This window comes from Pseudomonas fluorescens (assembly GCF_900636825.1).
GTDB lineage: Bacteria > Pseudomonadota > Gammaproteobacteria > Pseudomonadales > Pseudomonadaceae > Aquipseudomonas > Aquipseudomonas fluorescens_BG.
This window is the reverse complement of record NZ_LR134318.1, coordinates 2461421-2480411: the sequence shown is the minus strand read 5'-3', so window position 1 is coordinate 2480411 and position 18991 is coordinate 2461421. Positions and strand designations below refer to the sequence as shown.

General features: G+C 61.1%; 17 protein-coding genes, 2 pseudogenes and 1 riboswitch. Of the genes and pseudogenes, 13 read left to right on the top strand and 6 right to left on the bottom strand.

Annotation, left to right across the window (positions count from 1 at the left end; all coding sequences use genetic code 11):
- Nucleotide 1: 1 nt before the first annotated feature.
- Nucleotides 2-565: an NUDIX hydrolase gene (locus tag EL257_RS11275; protein WP_126362551.1), complete on the top strand. Its 564-nt coding sequence runs from the start codon at nt 2-4 to the stop codon at nt 563-565.
- Between the two features lie 119 nt (nt 566-684).
- Here the strand turns inward: EL257_RS11275 and EL257_RS11270 are convergent, their stop codons facing one another.
- Nucleotides 685-972 carry a DUF1330 domain-containing protein gene (locus tag EL257_RS11270; protein ID WP_126362549.1) on the bottom strand — a complete coding sequence of 96 codons (288 nt, stop codon included), beginning with the start codon at nt 970-972 and terminating at the stop codon, nt 685-687.
- 68 nt (nt 973-1040) lie between these two features.
- On the opposite strand from EL257_RS11270, the gene ribBA reads away from it, so the two are divergent.
- From ribBA to EL257_RS11245, 5 genes are all read left to right on the top strand, one after another.
- Nucleotides 1041-2150 carry a bifunctional 3,4-dihydroxy-2-butanone-4-phosphate synthase/GTP cyclohydrolase II gene (gene ribBA / locus EL257_RS11265; protein WP_126362547.1) on the top strand — a complete coding sequence of 370 codons (1110 nt, stop codon included), beginning with the start codon at nt 1041-1043 and terminating at the stop codon, nt 2148-2150.
- A gap of 365 nt (nt 2151-2515) precedes the next feature.
- Complete coding sequence (locus EL257_RS11260; protein WP_039763888.1) at nt 2516-3541, top strand: ABC transporter substrate-binding protein; 1026 nt, start codon at nt 2516-2518, stop codon at nt 3539-3541.
- The gene (locus EL257_RS11255) at nt 3538-4446 is read left to right on the top strand and encodes an ABC transporter permease (RefSeq protein ID WP_172604550.1); all 909 of its coding nucleotides are present in this window, start codon (nt 3538-3540) and stop codon (nt 4444-4446) included. The genes EL257_RS11260 and EL257_RS11255 overlap by 4 nt, the downstream gene beginning before the upstream one ends.
- A 6-nt stretch (nt 4447-4452) precedes the next feature.
- Complete coding sequence (locus EL257_RS11250) at nt 4453-5262, top strand: ABC transporter permease (RefSeq protein ID WP_007918021.1); 810 nt, start codon at nt 4453-4455, stop codon at nt 5260-5262.
- A 17-nt stretch (nt 5263-5279) separates the two neighbouring features.
- On the top strand, nt 5280-6434 hold the full coding sequence (locus EL257_RS11245; RefSeq protein WP_126362543.1) for an ABC transporter ATP-binding protein: 1155 nt from the start codon (nt 5280-5282) through the stop codon (nt 6432-6434).
- A 202-nt stretch (nt 6435-6636) separates the two neighbouring features.
- Here EL257_RS11245 and map read toward each other — a convergent pair whose 3' ends face one another.
- Together map and EL257_RS11235 are read right to left on the bottom strand one after the other, a co-directional pair.
- A complete protein-coding gene (map, locus tag EL257_RS11240; protein WP_126362541.1) occupies nt 6637-7428 on the bottom strand; it encodes a type I methionyl aminopeptidase in 792 nt (263 codons plus the stop codon).
- Nucleotides 7425-7652: a ParD-like family protein gene (locus tag EL257_RS11235; protein ID WP_003225727.1), complete on the bottom strand. Its 228-nt coding sequence runs from the start codon at nt 7650-7652 to the stop codon at nt 7425-7427. The genes map and EL257_RS11235 overlap by 4 nt, the downstream gene beginning before the upstream one ends.
- 223 nt (nt 7653-7875) lie before the next feature.
- Nucleotides 7876-8071: riboswitch (cobalamin riboswitch) on the top strand.
- Between the two features lie 144 nt (nt 8072-8215).
- On the opposite strand from EL257_RS11235, the gene EL257_RS11230 reads away from it, so the two are divergent.
- The 3 genes and pseudogenes from EL257_RS11230 to EL257_RS11220 all read left to right on the top strand — a co-directional run.
- On the top strand, nt 8216-9229 hold the full coding sequence (locus tag EL257_RS11230; protein WP_126362539.1) for an ABC transporter substrate-binding protein: 1014 nt from the start codon (nt 8216-8218) through the stop codon (nt 9227-9229).
- Between the two features lie 8 nt (nt 9230-9237).
- Nucleotides 9238-10242 (top strand): FecCD family ABC transporter permease, encoded by a 1005-nt coding sequence (locus EL257_RS11225; RefSeq protein WP_172604549.1) that lies wholly within the window; start codon nt 9238-9240, stop codon nt 10240-10242.
- Between the two features lie 92 nt (nt 10243-10334).
- Nucleotides 10335-11003, top strand: a pseudogene (locus EL257_RS11220) (ABC transporter ATP-binding protein); the annotation flags it as partial.
- Here EL257_RS11220 and EL257_RS11215 read toward each other — a convergent pair.
- Together EL257_RS11215 and EL257_RS11210 are read right to left on the bottom strand one after the other, a co-directional pair.
- Entirely contained in the window at nt 10942-11493 is a 552-nt protein-coding gene (locus EL257_RS11215) for a GNAT family N-acetyltransferase (protein WP_126362533.1), read from the bottom strand. The pseudogene EL257_RS11220 and the gene EL257_RS11215 sit on opposite strands and share 62 nt — an antisense overlap.
- A 387-nt stretch (nt 11494-11880) precedes the next feature.
- Nucleotides 11881-12990, bottom strand: a pseudogene (locus EL257_RS11210) (5-methyltetrahydropteroyltriglutamate--homocysteine S-methyltransferase); the annotation flags it as partial.
- A gap of 277 nt (nt 12991-13267) precedes the next feature.
- Between EL257_RS11210 and EL257_RS11205 the strand changes: the two are divergent.
- The 3 genes from EL257_RS11205 to EL257_RS11195 all read left to right on the top strand — a co-directional run bounded on the left by EL257_RS11205 (nt 13268) and on the right by EL257_RS11195 (nt 16785).
- A complete protein-coding gene (locus tag EL257_RS11205) occupies nt 13268-14644 on the top strand; it encodes a pyridoxal-phosphate dependent enzyme (protein WP_126362531.1) in 1377 nt (458 codons plus the stop codon).
- Nucleotides 14641-15813 carry a cystathionine gamma-synthase gene (locus tag EL257_RS11200; RefSeq protein WP_126362529.1) on the top strand — a complete coding sequence of 391 codons (1173 nt, stop codon included), beginning with the start codon at nt 14641-14643 and terminating at the stop codon, nt 15811-15813. The genes EL257_RS11205 and EL257_RS11200 overlap by 4 nt, the downstream gene beginning before the upstream one ends.
- A 618-nt stretch (nt 15814-16431) precedes the next feature.
- Nucleotides 16432-16785 carry a hypothetical protein gene (locus EL257_RS11195; protein WP_172604470.1) on the top strand — a complete coding sequence of 118 codons (354 nt, stop codon included), beginning with the start codon at nt 16432-16434 and terminating at the stop codon, nt 16783-16785.
- A 298-nt stretch (nt 16786-17083) separates the two neighbouring features.
- On the opposite strand, the gene EL257_RS11190 is transcribed toward EL257_RS11195, so the two are convergent.
- Entirely contained in the window at nt 17084-18082 is a 999-nt protein-coding gene (locus tag EL257_RS11190; RefSeq protein ID WP_126362527.1) for a bile acid:sodium symporter family protein, read from the bottom strand.
- A gap of 84 nt (nt 18083-18166) precedes the next feature.
- Here EL257_RS11190 and EL257_RS11185 point away from each other — a divergent pair, with 84 nt between their 5' ends.
- A complete protein-coding gene (locus EL257_RS11185) occupies nt 18167-18955 on the top strand; it encodes an AraC family transcriptional regulator (RefSeq protein WP_126362525.1) in 789 nt (262 codons plus the stop codon).
- Nucleotides 18956-18991 lie beyond the last annotated feature (36 nt).

Below are 18991 nucleotides of genomic sequence, written 5' to 3'. Positions count from 1 at the left end.
CATGTTCAGCCCGAGCTTTTGCCCGAAATGCGGTGGCCCTGACCTCGGTCAGCAAATACCCGCGGGCGATACGCACGAGCGCCTGATGTGCCGCGGCTGCGGCTATATCCACTACGTCAATCCGAAAATCATTGCCGGCTGCATCATCGAGCAGGACGGCAAATACCTTCTCTGCCAACGGGCGATCCCACCCCGCCCGGGCACCTGGACGCTGCCGGCCGGGTTCATGGAAAGCTTTGAGACCACCGAGCAGGCGGCGTTGCGCGAAGTTTGGGAAGAAAGCGGCGTGCGTGCGGAAATCGTCTCGCCGTATTCGATCTTCAGCGTGCCGAAGATCAGCGAGGTGTACATCATCTTTCGCGCCATCGCGGTGGAGATCACCGGTCAGTTCGGCCCGGAGACCATGGATTACAAGTTCTTCGCGCCTGAAGACATCCCCTGGGAGCAGATCTACTACCCGGCGATCCGGCAGATTCTCGAGCGCTATATCGAAGAGCGCCAGGCGGGGGTATACGGGATTTACATGGGTAACGACGACAGCGGCAAAATTCACTTCATGCGCTGAAGCTCCACGAACTCGATTGTAGGAGCTGCCGCAGGCTGCGATCTTTTGATCTTGCTGTTAAAGGCAAATCAAAAGATCGCAGCCTGCGGCAGCTCCTACAGGGGTTATGTGGCTGGGGCTCAGACGCCCTCGACGATAATGATCTCCGCCCTCGCCCATTCTTCCCGGTAACTTTTCGCTTCCTGATACGCCGCCGAGCGATAGCACGCCACGGCTGTTTCGTAGCTCTCGAATTCGATGATCACGGTGCGCTGCGGCGTCTGCCGTCCTTCCATCGCCTCACTGCGCCCGCCTCTCGCCAAAAACTTCCCACCGAACGCGGCAATCGCCTGCGGTGTGCGCTGGGTGTATTGGCTGTAGTGCTCGGCATCAGCTATATCCACATGAGCAATCCAGTACGCCTTCATAGTGACCTCTTTGTTGATTCTGTATTATGGTATACCAATATATTTCCAACGAACCCTGAGAGTCCAGCATGGCCTTCAACAGCATCGAAGAAATCATCGAAGATTATCGCCTCGGCAAAATGGTTCTGCTGGTCGATGACGAAGACCGCGAAAACGAAGGCGACCTGTTGCTGGCCGCCGACCGTTGCACACCAGAGGCTATCAGTTTCATGGCCCGCGAAGCACGCGGACTGATCTGCCTGACCCTCACCGACGAACACTGCCAGCGTTTGGGCCTGGAGCAAATGGTGCCAGCCAATGGCAGCGTGTTCAGCACTGCGTTCACCGTGTCGATTGAAGCGGCGGTTGGCGTGACCACTGGCATTTCCGCAGCGGATCGTGCCTGCACCGTGGCCGCCGCGGTCGCGCCGAATGCCCGCGCCGAGGATCTGGTGCAGCCTGGCCATATCTTCCCGCTGCGCGCCAAGGAAGGCGGCGTGCTGACCCGCGCCGGGCACACTGAAGCGGGTTGTGATCTGGCCCGCCTCGCCGGTTTCACCCCGGCCTCGGTGATCGTCGAAGTGATGAACGACGACGGCACCATGGCCCGCCGCCCGGATCTGGAAGTATTCGCGCGCAAGCACGGGATCAAGATCGGCACCATCGCCGACCTGATTCACTATCGCTTGAGCACCGAACACACCATCGAACGGATTGGCGAACGCGAGTTGCCGACGGTGCACGGCACGTTCCGTTTGATCACCTTTGAAGACCGCATCGAGGGCGGCGTGCACATGGCAATGGTCATGGGCGAGCTGCGCCGCGAGGAGCCGACGCTGGTGCGTGTACACGTGATCGATCCGCTGCGTGATCTGGTCGGCGCCGAGTACAGCGGGCCGACGAACTGGACGCTGTGGGCGGCGCTGCAACGGGTCGCCGCGGAAGGACATGGGGTTGTGGTGGTGCTGGCCAATCATGAGTCGTCGCAAGCGCTGCTGGAACGCGTGCCGCAATTGACGCAGCCGCCGCGCCAGTTCAGTCGCTCGCAATCGCGAATTTACTCGGAGGTCGGGACTGGGGCGCAGATTCTGCAGAACCTGGGGGTGGGCAAATTGCGCCATCTTGGCCCGCCGCTGAAATATGCCGGCCTGACCGGGTATGACCTTGAGGTGGTCGAGAGTATTCCGTTCACTGAATAACGCCACCCTCACCCCAGCCCTCTCCCGCAAGAGAGGGAGCTGACTGAGTTGTTTAGTCGCTATACACCGACCTGAAATACCGAGCCGAACTCAATTTTTAAAAAGCCCCCAATCGGCCCCCTCTCCCTCGGGAGAGGGCTGGGGTGAGGGGCTCGGATCTGACATTCACAAAAAAGCCCAAGCCGAACGCATCAAAAACCCACCGTCGCCAGATAACCGGTAAGGCAAAGTGCTTGCACAAAGTTTGGAATACCATAATATGATATTCCATAGACCGGACACTCCAACGAATCGTACATCTACTGCTCCCGATAGGCGGGCAACAACGCAAGCCCGCTCAAAAACACAACAATGAGGGCGTGAACATGGTGTTGAACAAAGCTGCAACCGCGATCTTTTTTGCGGGACTGCTCAGCGTTACCGGCCAGGCTGCAATGGCTGCCGAAAGCGTGAATTTTGTCAGCTGGGGCGGTAGCACCCAGGATGCGCAGAAACAGGCCTGGGCCGATCCGTTCAGCAAGGCCAGCGGCATCACCGTCGTCCAGGACGGGCCGACCGACTACGGCAAACTCAAAGCCATGGTCGAAAGCGGCAACGTGCAATGGGACGTGGTCGATGTCGAAGCCGATTTCGCCCTGCGCGCCGCTGCCGAAGGCCTGCTCGAACCCCTCGATTTCAAAGTGATCCAGCGCGACAAGATCGACCCGCGCTTCGTCAACGATCACGGCGTTGGCTCGTTCTTCTTCTCCTTCGTCCTCGGCTACAACGAGGGCAAGCTCGGCGCCAACAAGCCGCAGGACTGGAGCGCGCTGTTCGACACCAAGACCTACCCCGGCAAACGCGCCCTCTATAAATGGCCAAGCCCCGGCGTGCTCGAGCTGGCGCTGCTGGCCGACGGCGTGGCGGCGGACAAGCTCTATCCGCTGGATCTGGATCGCGCCTTCAAGAAACTCGACACCATCAAGAAAGACATCGTCTGGTGGGGCGGCGGCGCGCAGTCGCAGCAACTGCTGGCGTCCGGCGAAGCGAGCATGGGCCAGTTCTGGAACGGTCGCGTTCACGCCCTGCAGGAAGACGGCGCACCCGTCGGTGTGAGCTGGAAGCAGAATCTGGTCATGGCCGACATTCTGGTGATTCCAAAGGGCTCGAAGAACAAGGACGCGGCGATGAAGTTCCTGGCCAACGCCAGCAGCGCCAAAGGTCAGGCTGACTTCTCCAATCTGACCGCTTACGCCCCGGTCAACCTCGACAGTGTGGAGCGTCTGGATTCGACGCTGGCTCCCAACCTGCCGACGGCCTACGCCAAGGATCAGATCACTCTTGATTTCGCGTACTGGGCCAAAAACGGTCCTGCCATCGCGACACGGTGGAACGAATGGCTGGTCAAATGAAAATCGCGGCCACTGCGCCCCGTCCCTCCACTGCCGCCGGGAGCGCCGCTGGCGCTGCCGGTTCGGCTTTCAAGCAACGCTGGCGCGGCGCCGGCAACCTCGTCCCGGCGCTGCTGTTCCTCGGCCTGTTCTTTCTCGCGCCGCTGATTGGTTTGCTGTTGCGCGGCGTGCTCGAACCTGTGCCGGGTCTCGGCAACTACGAACAGTTGTTCGCCAACTCGGCCTATGCGCGAGTGCTGCTCAACACCTTTTCGGTGGCCGGGCTGGTGACGCTGTTCAGCCTGCTGCTGGGCTTTCCGTTGGCCTGGGCAATCACCCTGGTGCCGCGCGGCTGGGGACGCTGGATCCTCAACATCGTGCTGCTGTCGATGTGGACCAGCCTGCTCGCCCGCACCTATTCATGGCTGGTGCTGTTGCAAGCGTCGGGCGTGATCAACAAAGCCTTGATGGCGATGGGCATCATCGATCAACCGCTGGAAATGGTGCACAACCTCACCGGTGTGGTGATCGGCATGAGCTACATCATGATCCCGTTCATTGTGCTGCCACTGCAGGCGACCATGCAGGCCATCGACCCGATGATCCTGCAGGCCGGCTCGATCTGCGGCGCCAGTCCGTGGACCAACTTCTTCCGGGTATTCCTGCCGCTGTGCCGGCCGGGTCTGGCCTCCGGTGGATTGATGGTGTTCGTGATGTCGCTCGGTTACTACGTCACCCCGGCGCTGCTCGGCGGTGCGCAGAACATGATGTTGCCGGAGTTCATCATTCAGCAGGTGCAATCGTTCCTCAATTGGGGCCTGGCCAGTGCCGGCGCCGCGTTGCTGATCGCGATCACGCTGGTGCTGTTCTACTTCTACCTGAAGCTCCAGCCGGAATCCCCGGTTGGCGCCAGTAACGCGAGGTAAGCCGACATGCTCCTGACTCCCAATGCCATGAGCCGCCGGATGCGCTTCGGCTTGTACGCCACTACCGGGTTGATCGGTCTGTTCCTGCTGTTGCCGATCGTGTTCATCGTGCTGCTGTCGTTCGGTTCCTCGCAGTGGCTGGTATTCCCGCCGCCGGGCTGGACGCTGAAATGGTATGGCCAGTTCTTCTCCAACCCCGACTGGATGAACGCCGCTGCCGCCAGTCTCAAGGTTGCCGTGCTGACCACGATCTGCGCCGTCGCCCTCGGTTTGCCGACTGCGTTTGCGCTGGTGCGCGGGCGCTTTCCCGGTCGCGAGATGCTCTACGGCCTGTTCACTCTGCCGATGATCGTGCCGCTGGTGATTATTGCGGTGGCGGTGTACGCGCTGTTTCTCAAGCTCGGCTACACCGGGACGATGTTTGCGTTCGTCGTCAGCCACGTGATCGTCGCGCTGCCGTTCACGATCATCTCGATCATCAACTCGCTGAAGCTGTTCGATCAGTCGATTGAAGACGCGGCGGTGATCTGCGGTGCCTCGCGCTTGCAAGCGGTGTTCAAGGTGACGTTTCCGGCGATCCGTCCGGGCATGGTTGCCGGCGCCCTCTTCGCCTTCCTGGTTTCGTGGGACGAAGTGGTGCTCAGCGTGATGATGGCGAGCCCGACTCTGCAAACCCTCCCCGTGAAAATGTGGACCACATTGCGCCAGGACCTGACCCCGGTGATCGCCGTCGCTTCGACGTTGCTGATCGGCCTGTCGGTGTTGGTCATGGTGATCGCCGCCGCGCTGCGCCGGCGCAACGAAATCAGCGCCTGAGCGCCCAGGAGTACGACATGAGTGCCGTGATCAAAGACGCATCCCAGCAGAACGACAAACCCCTGGTCAGCCTGCGCAACCTGAACAAGCACTACGGCGACTTTGCCGCCGTCGACAACATTTCGCTGGATATCAAGGACGGCGAATTCCTCACCTTTCTCGGCTCCAGCGGCTCGGGCAAAAGTACGACGTTGTCGATGCTGGCCGGGTTCGAAACACCGAGCAGCGGCGAGATCCTTGTCAACGGCCAGTCACTGGTCAATGTGCCGCCGCACAAGCGCGACATCGGCATGGTGTTCCAGCGTTATTCGCTGTTCCCGCATCTGTCGGTGCGCGACAACATCGCGTTCCCTTTGGCGATCCGCAAGCTCGCTGCGGCCGAGCGCGAAAAACGCGTCGATGCGATGCTGAAGCTGGTGCAGCTGGAGCAATTCGCCCATCGCCGCCCTTCGCAACTGTCTGGCGGCCAGCAGCAACGTGTCGCCATCGCCCGGGCGCTGGTGTACGAGCCACGCATCCTGCTGATGGACGAACCGCTGGGCGCGCTGGACAAGAAGCTGCGCGAGGATTTGCAGGATGAGTTGCGCCAGTTGCACCGGCGCCTGGGCATCACCATCGTTTACGTGACGCACGACCAGGAAGAGGCCATGCGGTTGTCGCAACGCATCGCGATTTTCAGCCACGGCAAGATTGTCGGTCTGGGCAGCGGTTATGACCTTTATCAGAACCCGCCGAATGCGTTCGTTGCGTCGTTTCTCGGTAATTCGAACTTCCTCAAGCTCAAGGCGCAAGGCAATGCAGCGGCGAGTTTTGAGGGCCAATCGTTGTCGATTCGGCTGACGGCAGGATTGCACACCGATCAGGATGTGCTGCTGATGGTGCGGCCGGAGAAGGCTGTAGCGTTGAGCGTGCAGCAAGCGATTGATGAGCCACTCGCCGCTGGCTGGAATGAGGTTTCGGCGAATGTTGTGGAAGTGCTGTTTCTGGGTGAAAGCCAGACCTGCAGCGTGGTGACAGCGGGCGGAACGTCGATGACGGTGAAAGCGCTGTCGGCGGCGGGCATGCCGCTCAAGGCTGGCGATCCGGTGCGGGTGCGCTGGGCGACGGCGGATGCCTGCGTCTACACCGAGTGGACGGAGAGTGATTTGAACAAGGCTGCAGGTGCTCATTGATTGCGGTGAGTCAGCTGCATTTACCCCCTCACCCCAGCCCTCTCCCCCAGGGGGGCGAGGGGGAAAGGGAGCCGATATTCATGCTGTTCAACATGTAAGTTCGACTCGGTATCGCACGTCGGCGTATCCCGCAAGAACCCCTCGGTCAGTCCCCTCTCCCTTTGGGAGAGGGTTAGGGTGAGGGCGAGCGAGCGACGCGGTATCAGCCAATGGCTCGGTACCCTTCAATCTCATCCGGCCACGCGGTGAGGATTTCGAACCCGGTATCGGTCACCGCGACCATATGCTCCCACTGCGCCGACAACGAGCCGTCCTTGGTCAGCACAGTCCAGCCATCCGGCATGTTTTTCACGTGACGCTTGCCGGCATTAAGCATCGGCTCAACAGTGAAGATCATCCCGGCCCTCAGCTTCAGACCTTGATCAGGAAAGCCGTAATGCAGGATTTGCGGTTCATCGTGGTAGACCTTTCCGATGCCATGCCCGCAATACTCGCGCACGACACTGAACCCCTCCGCCTCCGCCAGCGTCTGAATCGCATGGCCGATATCGCCCAGCGTCGCGCCCGGCTTTACCGCGCGAATGCCGGCGCACATCGCGTCGTAGGTGGTCTTGATCAGATGCTGCGCTTCAGGCGTTGCTTCGCCGACCACATACATGCGGCTGGTATCGCCGAACCAGCCGTCCTTGATCACGGCGATGTCGAGGTTGACGATGTCGCCGTCCTTCAACGGAGTGCCCGACGGAATGCCGTGGCACACCACATCGTTGACCGACGCACAGACGGTTTTCGGAAAGCCGTGATAACCGACATTCGCCGGCACCGCTTTCTGCACATTGACGATGTAGTCGTTGCACAGTCGATCCAGTTCATCGGTGGTCACGCCAGCCTTGACGTGGGGTACCAGCATCGCCAGCACTTCGGCAGCGAGTTTGCCGGCAGCGCGGGATTTTTCAATGTCGGCCGGGGTGTTGAGCTTGATCTGGTTTCTCATGCGCTGACGGCTTCCTGAGTCAGTTGATGCAAATCCAGTCCGCCGTTCTGTTCGGCGCGGATGAGCAGGCGGCAAATGGCGCTGTGGTCGAGGTTGGGGTGCAACTCGGCGAGCATGCCGATGCGCATCCAGTGTTCGGCCTGCGCGTTGATCGAGCGGCTGAGAGCGTTGCTGGATATACGCAGGTTCTCGTGCATGTCCTCTGAAATCTTTACAATGCCCATATATGGATCCGATACGATGTGTATATGGATCGTATATTAGCCAGGCCTCGGCCAAAATTGCAAACGCACGACGACGAAGCCTGCCCTTGTAGGAGCTGCCGAAGGCTGCGATCTTTTAGCAATCAAGATCAAACGATCGCAGCCTGCGGCAGCTCCTACAGGGCAGGTAAAACCGCCAATGCCCACGCACGGGCAGATTCGGCTCCCCTTCAGCGGCCTGATCGACTACCATGCCGCCGCCGGTTTCCAAATGGGATTAATAGGGAATCCGAGGTGCTCTCACAGCATCAATCGGAACTGCCCCCGCAACTGTAGGTGCTGAGCCCGCTTCACGATTGCCACTGGGTCACACCCGGGAAGGCCGGAGCGTTGGCGATGACGCATCAGTCAGGAGACCTGCCGGCACGTTGACTGACTAACCGGCGGGGTGTCCGGGAAGGACATCGTGCCGTGCGTCGCTCTGTGATGCCGGCCTTGCGCGGTTTTCCATGACCGTGTTCGCTGGTGTGTTTTCCAATCCGTACCCTCCCCGCTCCCCGTACGGTTCCATTGGAGACTGCCGCATGCTGCTGCCCCGCGTTGCCACCCTGATCACCGGTCTGAGCTTTTGCACGCTGGCCCATGCGGCCCCCACTCACTACCCGTTGACCGTCGAAAACTGCGGCAGCACCCTCGCGTTCCCGCACGCACCGACGCGCACCGTCACCATCGGTCAGGCTGGTACGGAAATGCTCTACGCCATGGGCCTGGCCGACAAGGTCGTCGGCACGTCGCTGTGGTTCAACAATGTGCTGGCTGCCTACAAGCCGCAGAACGACAAGATCGAGCGTCTGGCCGACAACGAACCGAGCTTCGAAGCGGTGATCGGCAAGCGCCCGGAACTGGTCGCCGTAGAACTGGAATGGATGGTCGGGCCACAAGGCGCGGTCGGCACGCGCGAACAGTTTCATGAGCTGAAAATCCCCACCTACCTGCTGCCCTCCGATTGCGAAGCCAAGGACAATCTCGTCGGAGCCGACGGCACGCGGCTGGCGCCGTTTCGCATCGACACGATCTACAAAAGCGTGAGCCAACTGGCGCAAATCTTCGACGTGCAGGAGCGTGGCCAGCAACTCAATGATCAGCTCAAGGCCAGCCTCGCCAAGTCGATTGCCACCGCGCATGGCAAGCAGTTGAAAGACGTCAGTGCGCTGGTGTGGTTCTCCAGCGCTGAAATGGACATCGAGCCGTTTGTGGCCGGCCACAAAGGCGTTCCCGATTTCATGCTCACGACCCTCGGCGTGCGCAACGTTGTGCAGTCCGATGAAGAATGGCCGACGGTCGGCTGGGAAACCATCGCCAAGGCCAACCCGACATTTCTGGTGATCGCGCGCATGGATCGTCGACGGTTCCCTGCGGACGACTATGAAAAGAAACTCGCCTTCCTGCGCAGCGACCCGGTGACGCGCAACATGGACGCGGTGAAAAACAACCGCATCGTCATCCTTGACGCCATGGCCCTGCAGGCCAGCCTGCGCATGTTCGAGGGCCTCGAACAACTGGCCACGGCCCTCCACGGTTACGACCTGTCGAAATGAGTGCAAGCCTGATTCGCACGATTCTGGCCTTGGCAACGCTGTTGATTGCAGTGATTGCTGGCGTGGCCATCGGTGAAACGCCGATCGAGCCGGGCATCGTCCTGCAGGTGCTGGCAAACAAACTGTGGGCGGCTGGGTACGCACTCGATCCGATCGACGAAGGCATCGTCTGGAACTACCGCCTGACCCGCGCGTTGGTGGCAGCGGCCTGCGGTGCCGGGCTGGCGACTTGCGGAGTGATTCTGCAATCGCTGCTGCGCAATCCGTTGGCCGATCCGTATCTGCTGGGCATCTCCGCCGGCGCTTCGACGGGTGCGGTGATGGTCGCGTTGCTCGGCGTGGGCGCTGGCGTGATTTCACTGTCGGCCGGGGCTTTCGCCGGGGCGGTGACGGCGTTCCTGTTGGTGATGGTGCTGGCGCGGATCAGCGGCTCGAGCAATGGCACCGGGCAAATCATCCTTGCGGGGATTGCCGGATCGCAGCTGTTCAATGCGCTGACGGCATTTCTGATCACCCGCTCGGCCAGCTCCGAACAGGCCCGCGGGATCATGTTCTGGCTGCTGGGCAACCTCGGCGGCGTGCGCTGGCCATCAGTGTGGCTGGCAGTCCCGGTGGCAGCGTTCGGGTTGGTGGTGTGCCTGTGGCATCGACGGGCGCTGGATGCGTTTACGTTTGGTGCGGATTCGGCGGCATCGCTCGGCATCCCGGTGCGCCGCGTGCAGATTCTGCTGATTGGTTGCGCGGCGCTGGTGACGGCGGTGATGGTGTCGATTGTTGGTTCCATCGGTTTTGTCGGCCTGGTGATCCCCCATGCGGCGCGACTGTTGCTCGGCACCGGGCATGCCCGTCTTCTGCCCGCCAGCGCGCTGGGCGGTGCGGTGTTCTTGATAGCCGCCGATGTGCTGTCGCGTACCTTGATCAAAGGCCAGGTGATTCCCGTCGGGGTGATTACCGCGCTGGTCGGTGCGCCGGTGTTTGCCCTGATTCTGGTGGGCCGGAGGTCGGCTCGATGAACACAGTGATGAGTTGCTCAGGGTTGAGCTTCAAGGTACGCGGCGCCGACTTGCTGCAAGGTGTCAGCCTCGAAGTTCAGCGCGGCGAGACGCTGGGCATCGTCGGGCCGAATGGCTCGGGAAAGTCGACCTTGCTCAAGCTGCTCGCCGGGTTGCGCGAACCCAGCGCTGGCGAGGTGCTTTTGCAAGGTCAGCGCCTCGACAAAATGGCCCGGCGCAGCATTGCACAAACCCTCGCCGTGGTCGAACAACAGGCCGACACCGACGATGGCATTCGCGTATTCGACGCCGTCGCGCTGGGCCGCACGCCGTGGCTGTCGGCGCTGCAACCGTGGTCGCGCGGCGACGACGCGATTGTCCAGCAGGCGCTGGCCGACGTCGACGCCGTGCATTTGCGCAATCGCCTCTGGCGCAGCCTGTCGGGCGGGGAGCGACAACGGGTGCACATCGCCCGGGCACTGGCGCAGCGGCCGCAGATCCTGTTGCTCGACGAGCCGGCCAATCACCTCGACATCCAGCATCAACTGAGCATTCTCAACGTAGTGCGAACGCTGCCGGTGACCACGCTGATTGCCCTGCACGACCTCAATCAGGCACTCAATTGCGATCGACTTGCGGTGCTGGAACGCGGGCGCCTGGTGGCGACAGGTAAACCGCTCGACGTGCTGACACCGCAGCGGTTGCAGGACACGTTCGGCGTCAGGGCGCATTACCTGACAGACCCGTTTGACGGTGCGCAGATCCTTCGCTTCCACGGATAAACGCGTGCATGTGCGTGGTTTGCCAGACCGGGTCCGGGTCGACCGCAATAATCTCGAACCCCTGCCGCTGCCAGAAGGCGATAGCGCCCGGTAGAAACGGATGGGTGTGCAGGTAAATCACTTCCACTCCATCGGCGAGCGCCCGCTCCTTCAGCGCTTGATACAGCGCCGCCGCCAGACCCGAGCGACGTTGCGACGGCAGGACGAACAGGCGCACGACTTCCACTGTTTTGAGGCCGGGATACGACAGATTCGGGAAGCGTCGGTCATACGGCAAATAGCCGATCGAGGCGACAATCTGCCCCTTATCGCGGGCAATCAGAAAGCAACCTTCGCCGTGCAGATACACCTCGGCGAAGCGTGCCAGATCATCGGGGGTGCCGGTTGCGCTGAGCTTGGGAAACAGCTCGGCGCGGGCGTTGAGGGCAAAGGTCAGCACATCGGCAATGTCGGCGGCGGCCACTGCCTGAATAGTCGGTCGATCACTCATGTCGCAGAAAACACCTGGAAATGGCTGGCCACCTTAACAACAGGGATGCCAGAAATCTCCAGCACAGCGCAAATCCCTGTGGGAGCGAGCCTGCTCGCGAAAGCGGCCGTGCATTCAACACCGATGTGAACATGTAGGAGCTGCCGCAGGTTCGGGCCGCGTTCGGACGATCTTTTGATCTGATCTTTTGAAGCAAAATCAAAAGATCGCAGCCTGCGGCAGCTCCTACAGGGGATGGTGTTGCAGGGTACGCAGTTGCCGGGCGGGGCTGAACATGTGCAAGAACGCCGCTTCGCTCTCGGCCCAGCCGCCGGGTTTCAGGCCGCAGTCCGGGTTGACCCAATCCAGCTAAAGCTTCCACTACGCATGCCGCAACGACAGCCTTTCTTCCGGTTCGCTGACCGCTTGAGCCAACACCGCCACTTCCGTGCACTTTCGCACGGCAACCGCCAGCCAGCTCTTCAGCTCAACATCGAGCGCGTCTTCACGATCCACGTCCACCGGGCTGTGCAGCAGCGAGCATGAAGGCGCGACCCACAGCCGATCGCCCAGCCGCTCGTGCGCATGGCGAACGGTCGCCAGCACATTTTCCAGATGGCAAGGCCAGTCATTCCGGCCATTGACCACCCCCAGCGACAACACTTTATAAGCCGGCAGACGGTCAAGAATGGTCGGGTACTGTTCCGGTGCCCGCACCAGATCAATGTGCAAACCATCGACTGGCAGGTTCGCCGCCAGACCAAGGTTTTCTTCCAGACCACCAAAGTACGTGGCCAGCAGTTTTTTCAGCGGATCACGCTGGATCTGGTTGTAGGCGCGCTCGAATGCGTTCTTCCATGTCTGAGGCAGATCGAGCACCAGGATCGGCTCATCGATCTGCACCCACTCCACGCCTTGGGCGGCAAGACGCGAAAATATCTGCCCGTACAGCGGCAGCAAACGGTCGAGCAATTCCAGTTTGTCGAAGTCGGCCCCCTTGGCCTTGCCCAACCACAAATACGTCAGCGGACCAAGGATTACCGGTTTGACGGCATGCCCCAGCGCACGCGCTTCCTCGACTTCTTCGAACAACTGATCCCAGCCCAGCTGGAATTGCTGATCGAGGCTGAATTCCGGCACGAGGTAGTGGTAATGGGTGTCGAACCACTTGTTGATTTCCTGCGCATGGGCGTCGCCACAGCAGCTGTCGCTGATCCCGCGAGCCATGCCAAACAGGGTCCGCAGCGTGGCCTTGCCATCCTGCGGACGGAAGCGCTCGGGGATCACTCCGAACATCAGCGAGTGGTTCAGCACCTGGTCGTACCAAGCGAAATCGCCGACCGGCAGCAATTCGATGCCAGCGTTTTTCTGCAGGGCCCAGTGCGACTTGCGCAGCTCGCGTCCGACTTCACGAAGGCCCGCCTCGTCCAGTTCGCCTTTCCAGAACGCCTCTTGGGCTTTCTTCGATTCGCGGTCGCGGCCGGTGCGCGAAAATCCAAGGGAATGGGCCAATGCCATGAGGTAAAACTCCAGGTGCTTATTCGATGGCGGCCATTGTCGCCACCGGAATGGCATGAGACAAACTCAATATATTCCTGATCATCACAAGTTTCATTCATACCCCACTGTCCCTGTAGGAGCTGCCGAAGGCTGCGATCTTTTGATCTGGCTCTTTAAAAACAACATCAAAGCGCCATGCGAGTTTTTAAGTTGCGAGCACTGCCGACCCGGCCTATGTTGCTTGCAAGAGGACTGCCTGCGCATGAAGCGCTATGACTCACCGAAGGAAACCGACATGTCAAAAGATTCCCGCCCTGCCGTGCTTGGGCTGATCGGCAATACCCCGTTGGTGCGCGTGACCCGTTTTGATACCGGGCCGTGCACACTGTTTCTCAAACTCGAATCACAAAACCCCGGCGGCTCGATCAAGGATCGCATCGGTCTGGCCATGATCGACGCGGCGGAGCGCGACGGGCGTCTGCAACCCGGCGGCACCATTGTCGAAGCCACCGCCGGCAACACCGGACTCGGCCTGGCACTGGTCGGGCGCGTCAAGGGCTATCGCGTGGTGCTGGTGGTGCCGGACAAGATGTCCACCGAAAAAGTCCTGCACTTGAAGGCGATGGGCGCCGAAGTGCACATCACCCGCTCCGACGTCGGCAAGGGTCATCCCGAGTATTACCAGGACGTCGCCGCACGCTTGGCGAAAGACATTCCCGGCGCGTTTTTCGCCGACCAGTTCAACAACCCGGCCAACCCACTGGCCCACGAATGCAGCACCGCACCGGAAATCTGGGCACAGACCGAACATGATCTGGATGCGATCGTGGTGGGCGTTGGCTCGGCCGGCACGTTGACCGGGCTGACCCGATTCTTTCAACGCGTGCAGCCGAATCTGGAGATGGTCCTGGCCGACCCAATCGGCTCGGTCATGGCGCAATACAGTCGCGACGGCTCGCTGCCGAAGCCCGGATCATGGGCCGTCGAAGGCATCGGTGAAGATTTCATTCCATCGATTACCGACCTGTCGAGCGTGCGCCACGCCTACTCGATCAGCGATGCAGAAAGCTTCGACCACGCCCGGCAACTGCTCAAGGCTGAAGGCATTCTCGGTGGTTCGTCGACCGGCACCCTCTTTGCTGCCGCGCTGCGCTATTGCCGCGAGCAGACCGAGCCGAAACGCGTGGTCAGTTTCGTCTGCGACACCGGCACGCGTTATCTGTCGAAGGTCTACAACGATCAATGGATGACTGACCAGGGCCTGTTGCAACGCAAGGGCTATGGCGATCTGCGCGACCTGATCGCCCGGCGCTTCGAAGACGGCCGCGTAATCAGCGTCGGCCCCGATGACACCCTGCTGACCGCGTTCCAGCGCATGCGCCTGGCGGACGTTTCGCAACTGCCGGTGCTGGTGGAAGGCAAACAACTGGTCGGGGTGATCGACGAATCCGACATCCTTCTTGGCGTGCATGAAGATGCAGCGCGCTTCAGCCAATCGGTGTCCAGCGTGATGACCGACAAACTGCAAACCCTTGCCCCCGGCGCCAGCCTTTCCGAGCTGGAATCGGTGCTCAGCCGTGGTCTCGTCGCCATCGTCGCCGATGCCTCAGGTTTCCATGGGCTGATCACCCGCACCGACATGCTCAACCAATTACGGAGATCCCTCGCATGACTCAACACGACAACAAATCGCAAAGTTTCGCGACCCGCGTCATCCACGCCGGGCAAGCGCCGGACCCGAGCACCGGCGCGCTGATGCCGCCGATCTACGCCAACTCCACCTACTTGCAAGAAAGTCCCGGCGTGCATAAGGGTCTGGATTACGGCCGCTCGCACAACCCGACGCGGTTTGCGCTGGAACGCTGCGTGGCGGATCTTGAAGGTGGCACTCGCGCGTTTGCGTTTGCCTCCGGGCTGGCGGCGATTTCCACGGTACTCGAATTGCTCGATGCCGGTTCACACATCGTCTCGGGCAACGACCTGTATGGCGGCACGTTTCGCCTGTTCGACAAGGTCCGTCAGCGCAGTGCCGGGCACCGCTTCAGCTTTGTCGACCTGACCGATCTATCGGCATTCGAAGCGTCATTGCAGGATGACACGCGGATGGTCATGGTCGAGACGCCGACCAATCCGTTACTGAGCCTGTCAGACCTGGCCGCCATCGCCCGCATCTGCCGCGCACGCGGCATCATCTGCGTCGCCGACAACACTTTCGCCAGCCCGTATATCCAGCGGCCGCTGGAGTTGGGCTTCGACATCGTCCTGCATTCGACGACCAAATACTTGAACGGCCACTCGGACGTGATCGGCGGTATTGCCGTGGTCGGGCAAAACGCTGAACTGGCCGAGAAACTGGGCTTTTTGCAGAACGCCGTCGGCGCAATTGCCGGGCCATTCGACGCCTTTCTGACCCTGCGCGGGGTGAAAACTCTGGCGCTGCGCATGGAGCGCCACTGCAGCAATGCGCTGGAACTGGCGCAGTGGCTGGAGCAGCAAGCGCAGGTCAAGCGCGTTCACTACCCAGGCCTGCCGTCGCACCCGCAGCACGAATTGGCCAAGCGCCAAATGCACGGTTTCGGCGGCATGATTTCCGTCGATCTGAACACGGATCTGGCCGGTGCCCGACGCTTTCTCGAGAATGTGAAGATCTTCGCCCTAGCGGAAAGTCTCGGCGGTGTGGAAAGCCTGATTGAGCACCCGGCGATCATGACCCACGCGACCATTCCGGCGCAGACCCGCGCGAAGCTGGGGATCGGCGACGGTCTGGTGCGCCTGTCAGTCGGGGTTGAGGACCTCGACGATCTGCGCGCCGATCTGGCGCAGGCGCTGCAATCGATCTGAGCCCGCAGGAACGACAAAGCCCGCACGAGGCGGGCTTTGGTGTTCGAGCAGGCGGCCAGTGCTGGTCTCTGGCTTACAAGGTTTATCGGGCTTCCCACAGTACCGGGCCAGTTTGAACGGGTACGGCCTCGGCTGCTTCACACGGCATAAGGGCTGGATCTCAGCACGGAGATCTTTCTAACCGTGTACCTTTCGGAGCGCGCCCCACGCCCCCTTGCTATCCGATTGCGCATCAGTCTGCGTCTTCGCCTACCTTGTTGAGCCTAGCAAAGGCTCACTGCCGCGACTCAGCTTTTTTAGATTGATTTCAGCCGTGCCTAGGCTGAGCAATAAGGCAAACGCCTAAGCCCGTTGATCCGCTGAGCATGCCGCTGGCGTGCAGCGATCTATACTCGTTCAGTTCGATACCGATGACGTCGACACTCGTGCGCCTGACGGTGCGCCCGTGCCTTTCGCCAACCAGAGTGGGCGTGGAGATGATCATGAAATACAGATTGCTGTCAGGCGTGATACTGACGGTCGCGGCGACCGTTGCAATACCCGGCGCGTGGGCCGCCCAGCCCCAGGCGCTGGCTTCAGACGGGGCCGATCATGTGAGGGCCGGGGCTGTTGCTTCAGATGGCTCTGATCATGTGGGCGCGGGCGCCGTGGCTTCTGATGGTTCCGACCGCGTTGGCGCGGGTGCCGTGGCTTCTGATGGCTCCGACCATGTTGGCGCGGGTGCCGTGGCTGCTGATGGCTCCGACCACGTTGGCGCGGGTGCCGTGGCTGCTGATGGCTCCGATCATGTTGGCGCGGGTGCCGTGGCTGCTGATGGCTCCGACCATGTTGGCGCGGGTGCCGTGGCTGCTGATGGTTCCGACCATGTTGGCGTCGGCGCACTGGCCGCAGATGGCGCTGATCGCACCGGGGTTAACCGCGTCGCCTATTCGCGCGCGGGCGTCGGCTCTGATCGAGTCGCCTCGGCATTGATGTCTGGTAGCTACTCCGATCAGTTCAACAGCCCTCAGTAATCCTCGGCGCAAACCATTTTTTGCGCGAACCGGCGGCCTGGCCCCAGGTGCTAATTGTGGGAGCCAGCCCTGCTGGCGATGGCGGCGGATCAGTCAATCCAAATGCCGCCTGCGCCGGCCCAATCGCCAGCAGGGCTGACTCCCACAGGGATTTGCGCTGCGTTCGAAATTGCTGGCATCCCGCAGAACCTGTGGGAGCCAGCCCTGCTGGCGATGGCGGCAAGTCAAACAGTGCGCGGCCTATATCAAGCGCGGGATTACGGGTCGACTTGCGCCATCAACTCCGGAACCGATTCCTGCCGTTTCGCATAGCGCTGCGCCAACACCGCGCACACCATCAACTGAATCTGATGAAACAACATCAGCGGCAGGATCAACACGCCAATGGTGCTGCCGGCAAACAACACTTGAGCCATCGGCACGCCGGTGGCCAAGCTCTTTTTCGAGCCGCAGAAAAGAATCGTGATGCGGTCTTCCAGGCTGAAGCCGAACGCTTTGCTGAGCAGGGTCGACGCCAGCAGTACCAGCGTCAGCAGAATGCAGCACACCACAACCAGACCCATTAGCTCGACAAGCGGGATCTGATGCCAGATACCTTCATTGACCGCCTCGCTGAAAGCACCATAAACCACCAGCAGGATCGAACCCTGGTCGACAAACTTCAGCCAGTTCTTGTTGCGCCCCACCCACGCGCCGATCCAGCGTCGGGCGATCTGTCCGGCGATGAATGGCAGCAGCAGTTGCACGCTGATCTTCACAATCGCATCGAGGGTCGAGCCGCCGTCGCCGTGGACATTCAGCAATAGCGTCACCAGCAACGGCGTGAGGAAAATTCCGAACAGACTCGACGCCGCCGCGCTGCAGATCGCAGCCGGAATGTTGCCCCGGGCCAGTGAGGTGAACGCGATCGCCGACTGAACCGTGGCCGGCAATGCGCAGAGGTAAAGCATGCCCATGTACAGCTGATCACCGACCAATGGCGACAGTAGCGGTTTGAGCGCCAGACCGAGGAGCGGAAACAGGACGAAGGTCAAACCGAACACCAGTAAATGCAAACGCCAGTGGCCGGCGCCAGCGATGATCGACTCGCGGGACAACTTGGCGCCATGCAGGAAAAACAGCAGGGCGATGGCGATGTTGGTCAGCCAGCCGAAGCCGACCGCGACTTGTCCGCTGGCCGGCAGAAAACTGGCGAGCAGCACGACGCCGATCAAGGTCAGGGTGAAGTTGTCGGGAAGAAATCTTGGGCGCGTCATGGTTTGCTCATCCGGGGGTTGCCAGCACGTGGTTGCGACTTTAACGTGGCCGCCAATTACCGACTAACGCCGAAGATCCTCCAGATGCCGCCAAAAGGACACGACAAGAGCGTCAGACGCAGTGTTCCCGGGCTGCCCAGCCTGCCGCGTCCGTTGTATGGCCGCACCGAATCGCTGCCCAATCGTGCGCTGACCCGACGTCACAGCCACCCGTGGGTGCAGTTGTCGTACGCGATTCAGGGCGTGCTCGAAGTGCAGACCAGCGTCGGCCGCTTCGTTGCGCCGCCCGAGCGGGCGGTGTGGATCCCGGCGGGAATGCCCCATCGGGTATTCAGTTCGCCGCACACTGAAATGCGCAGCCTGTATATCGATTGCAGCGTTGCCGGCTGGGCTGTCGAGCGTTGTCATGTGCTGGGTGTCAGCGATCTGCTGCGAGAGTTGATTCGCGCGTTCAGCGAGGTGCCGGTGGAGTATGACCAGAGTGGCGCGCATGGACGGCTGGCTCAGGTGATCCTCGATCAACTGGCTGACGCTCCGCAGATCGACCTGATGTTGCCGCTGCCCCAGGACGCGCGGTTGCGACAGATCTATCAAAGCCTGGAGCAACATCCGGAACAGCAGACCACGCTCAGTCACTGGAGCGAGAGATTCGGCGTCACCGAGAAAACCCTGACCCGGTTGTTTCTGCGTGACACCGGCCTGACCTTCCGCGCCTGGCGCCAGCGCTTGCGCCTGCTCGGGGCGCTGACACCGCTGGAACGCGGCGAGCGGGTGACCGACGTCGCACTGGCTTGCGGATATGAATCGACTTCCGCCTTCATTTCGGCCTTCAGACAGCAGTTCGGAGAGACGCCTGGAGAATTTTTCCGCTGAATAGCCCGATAATTATCGAACTTGCGCGAGCCTTTA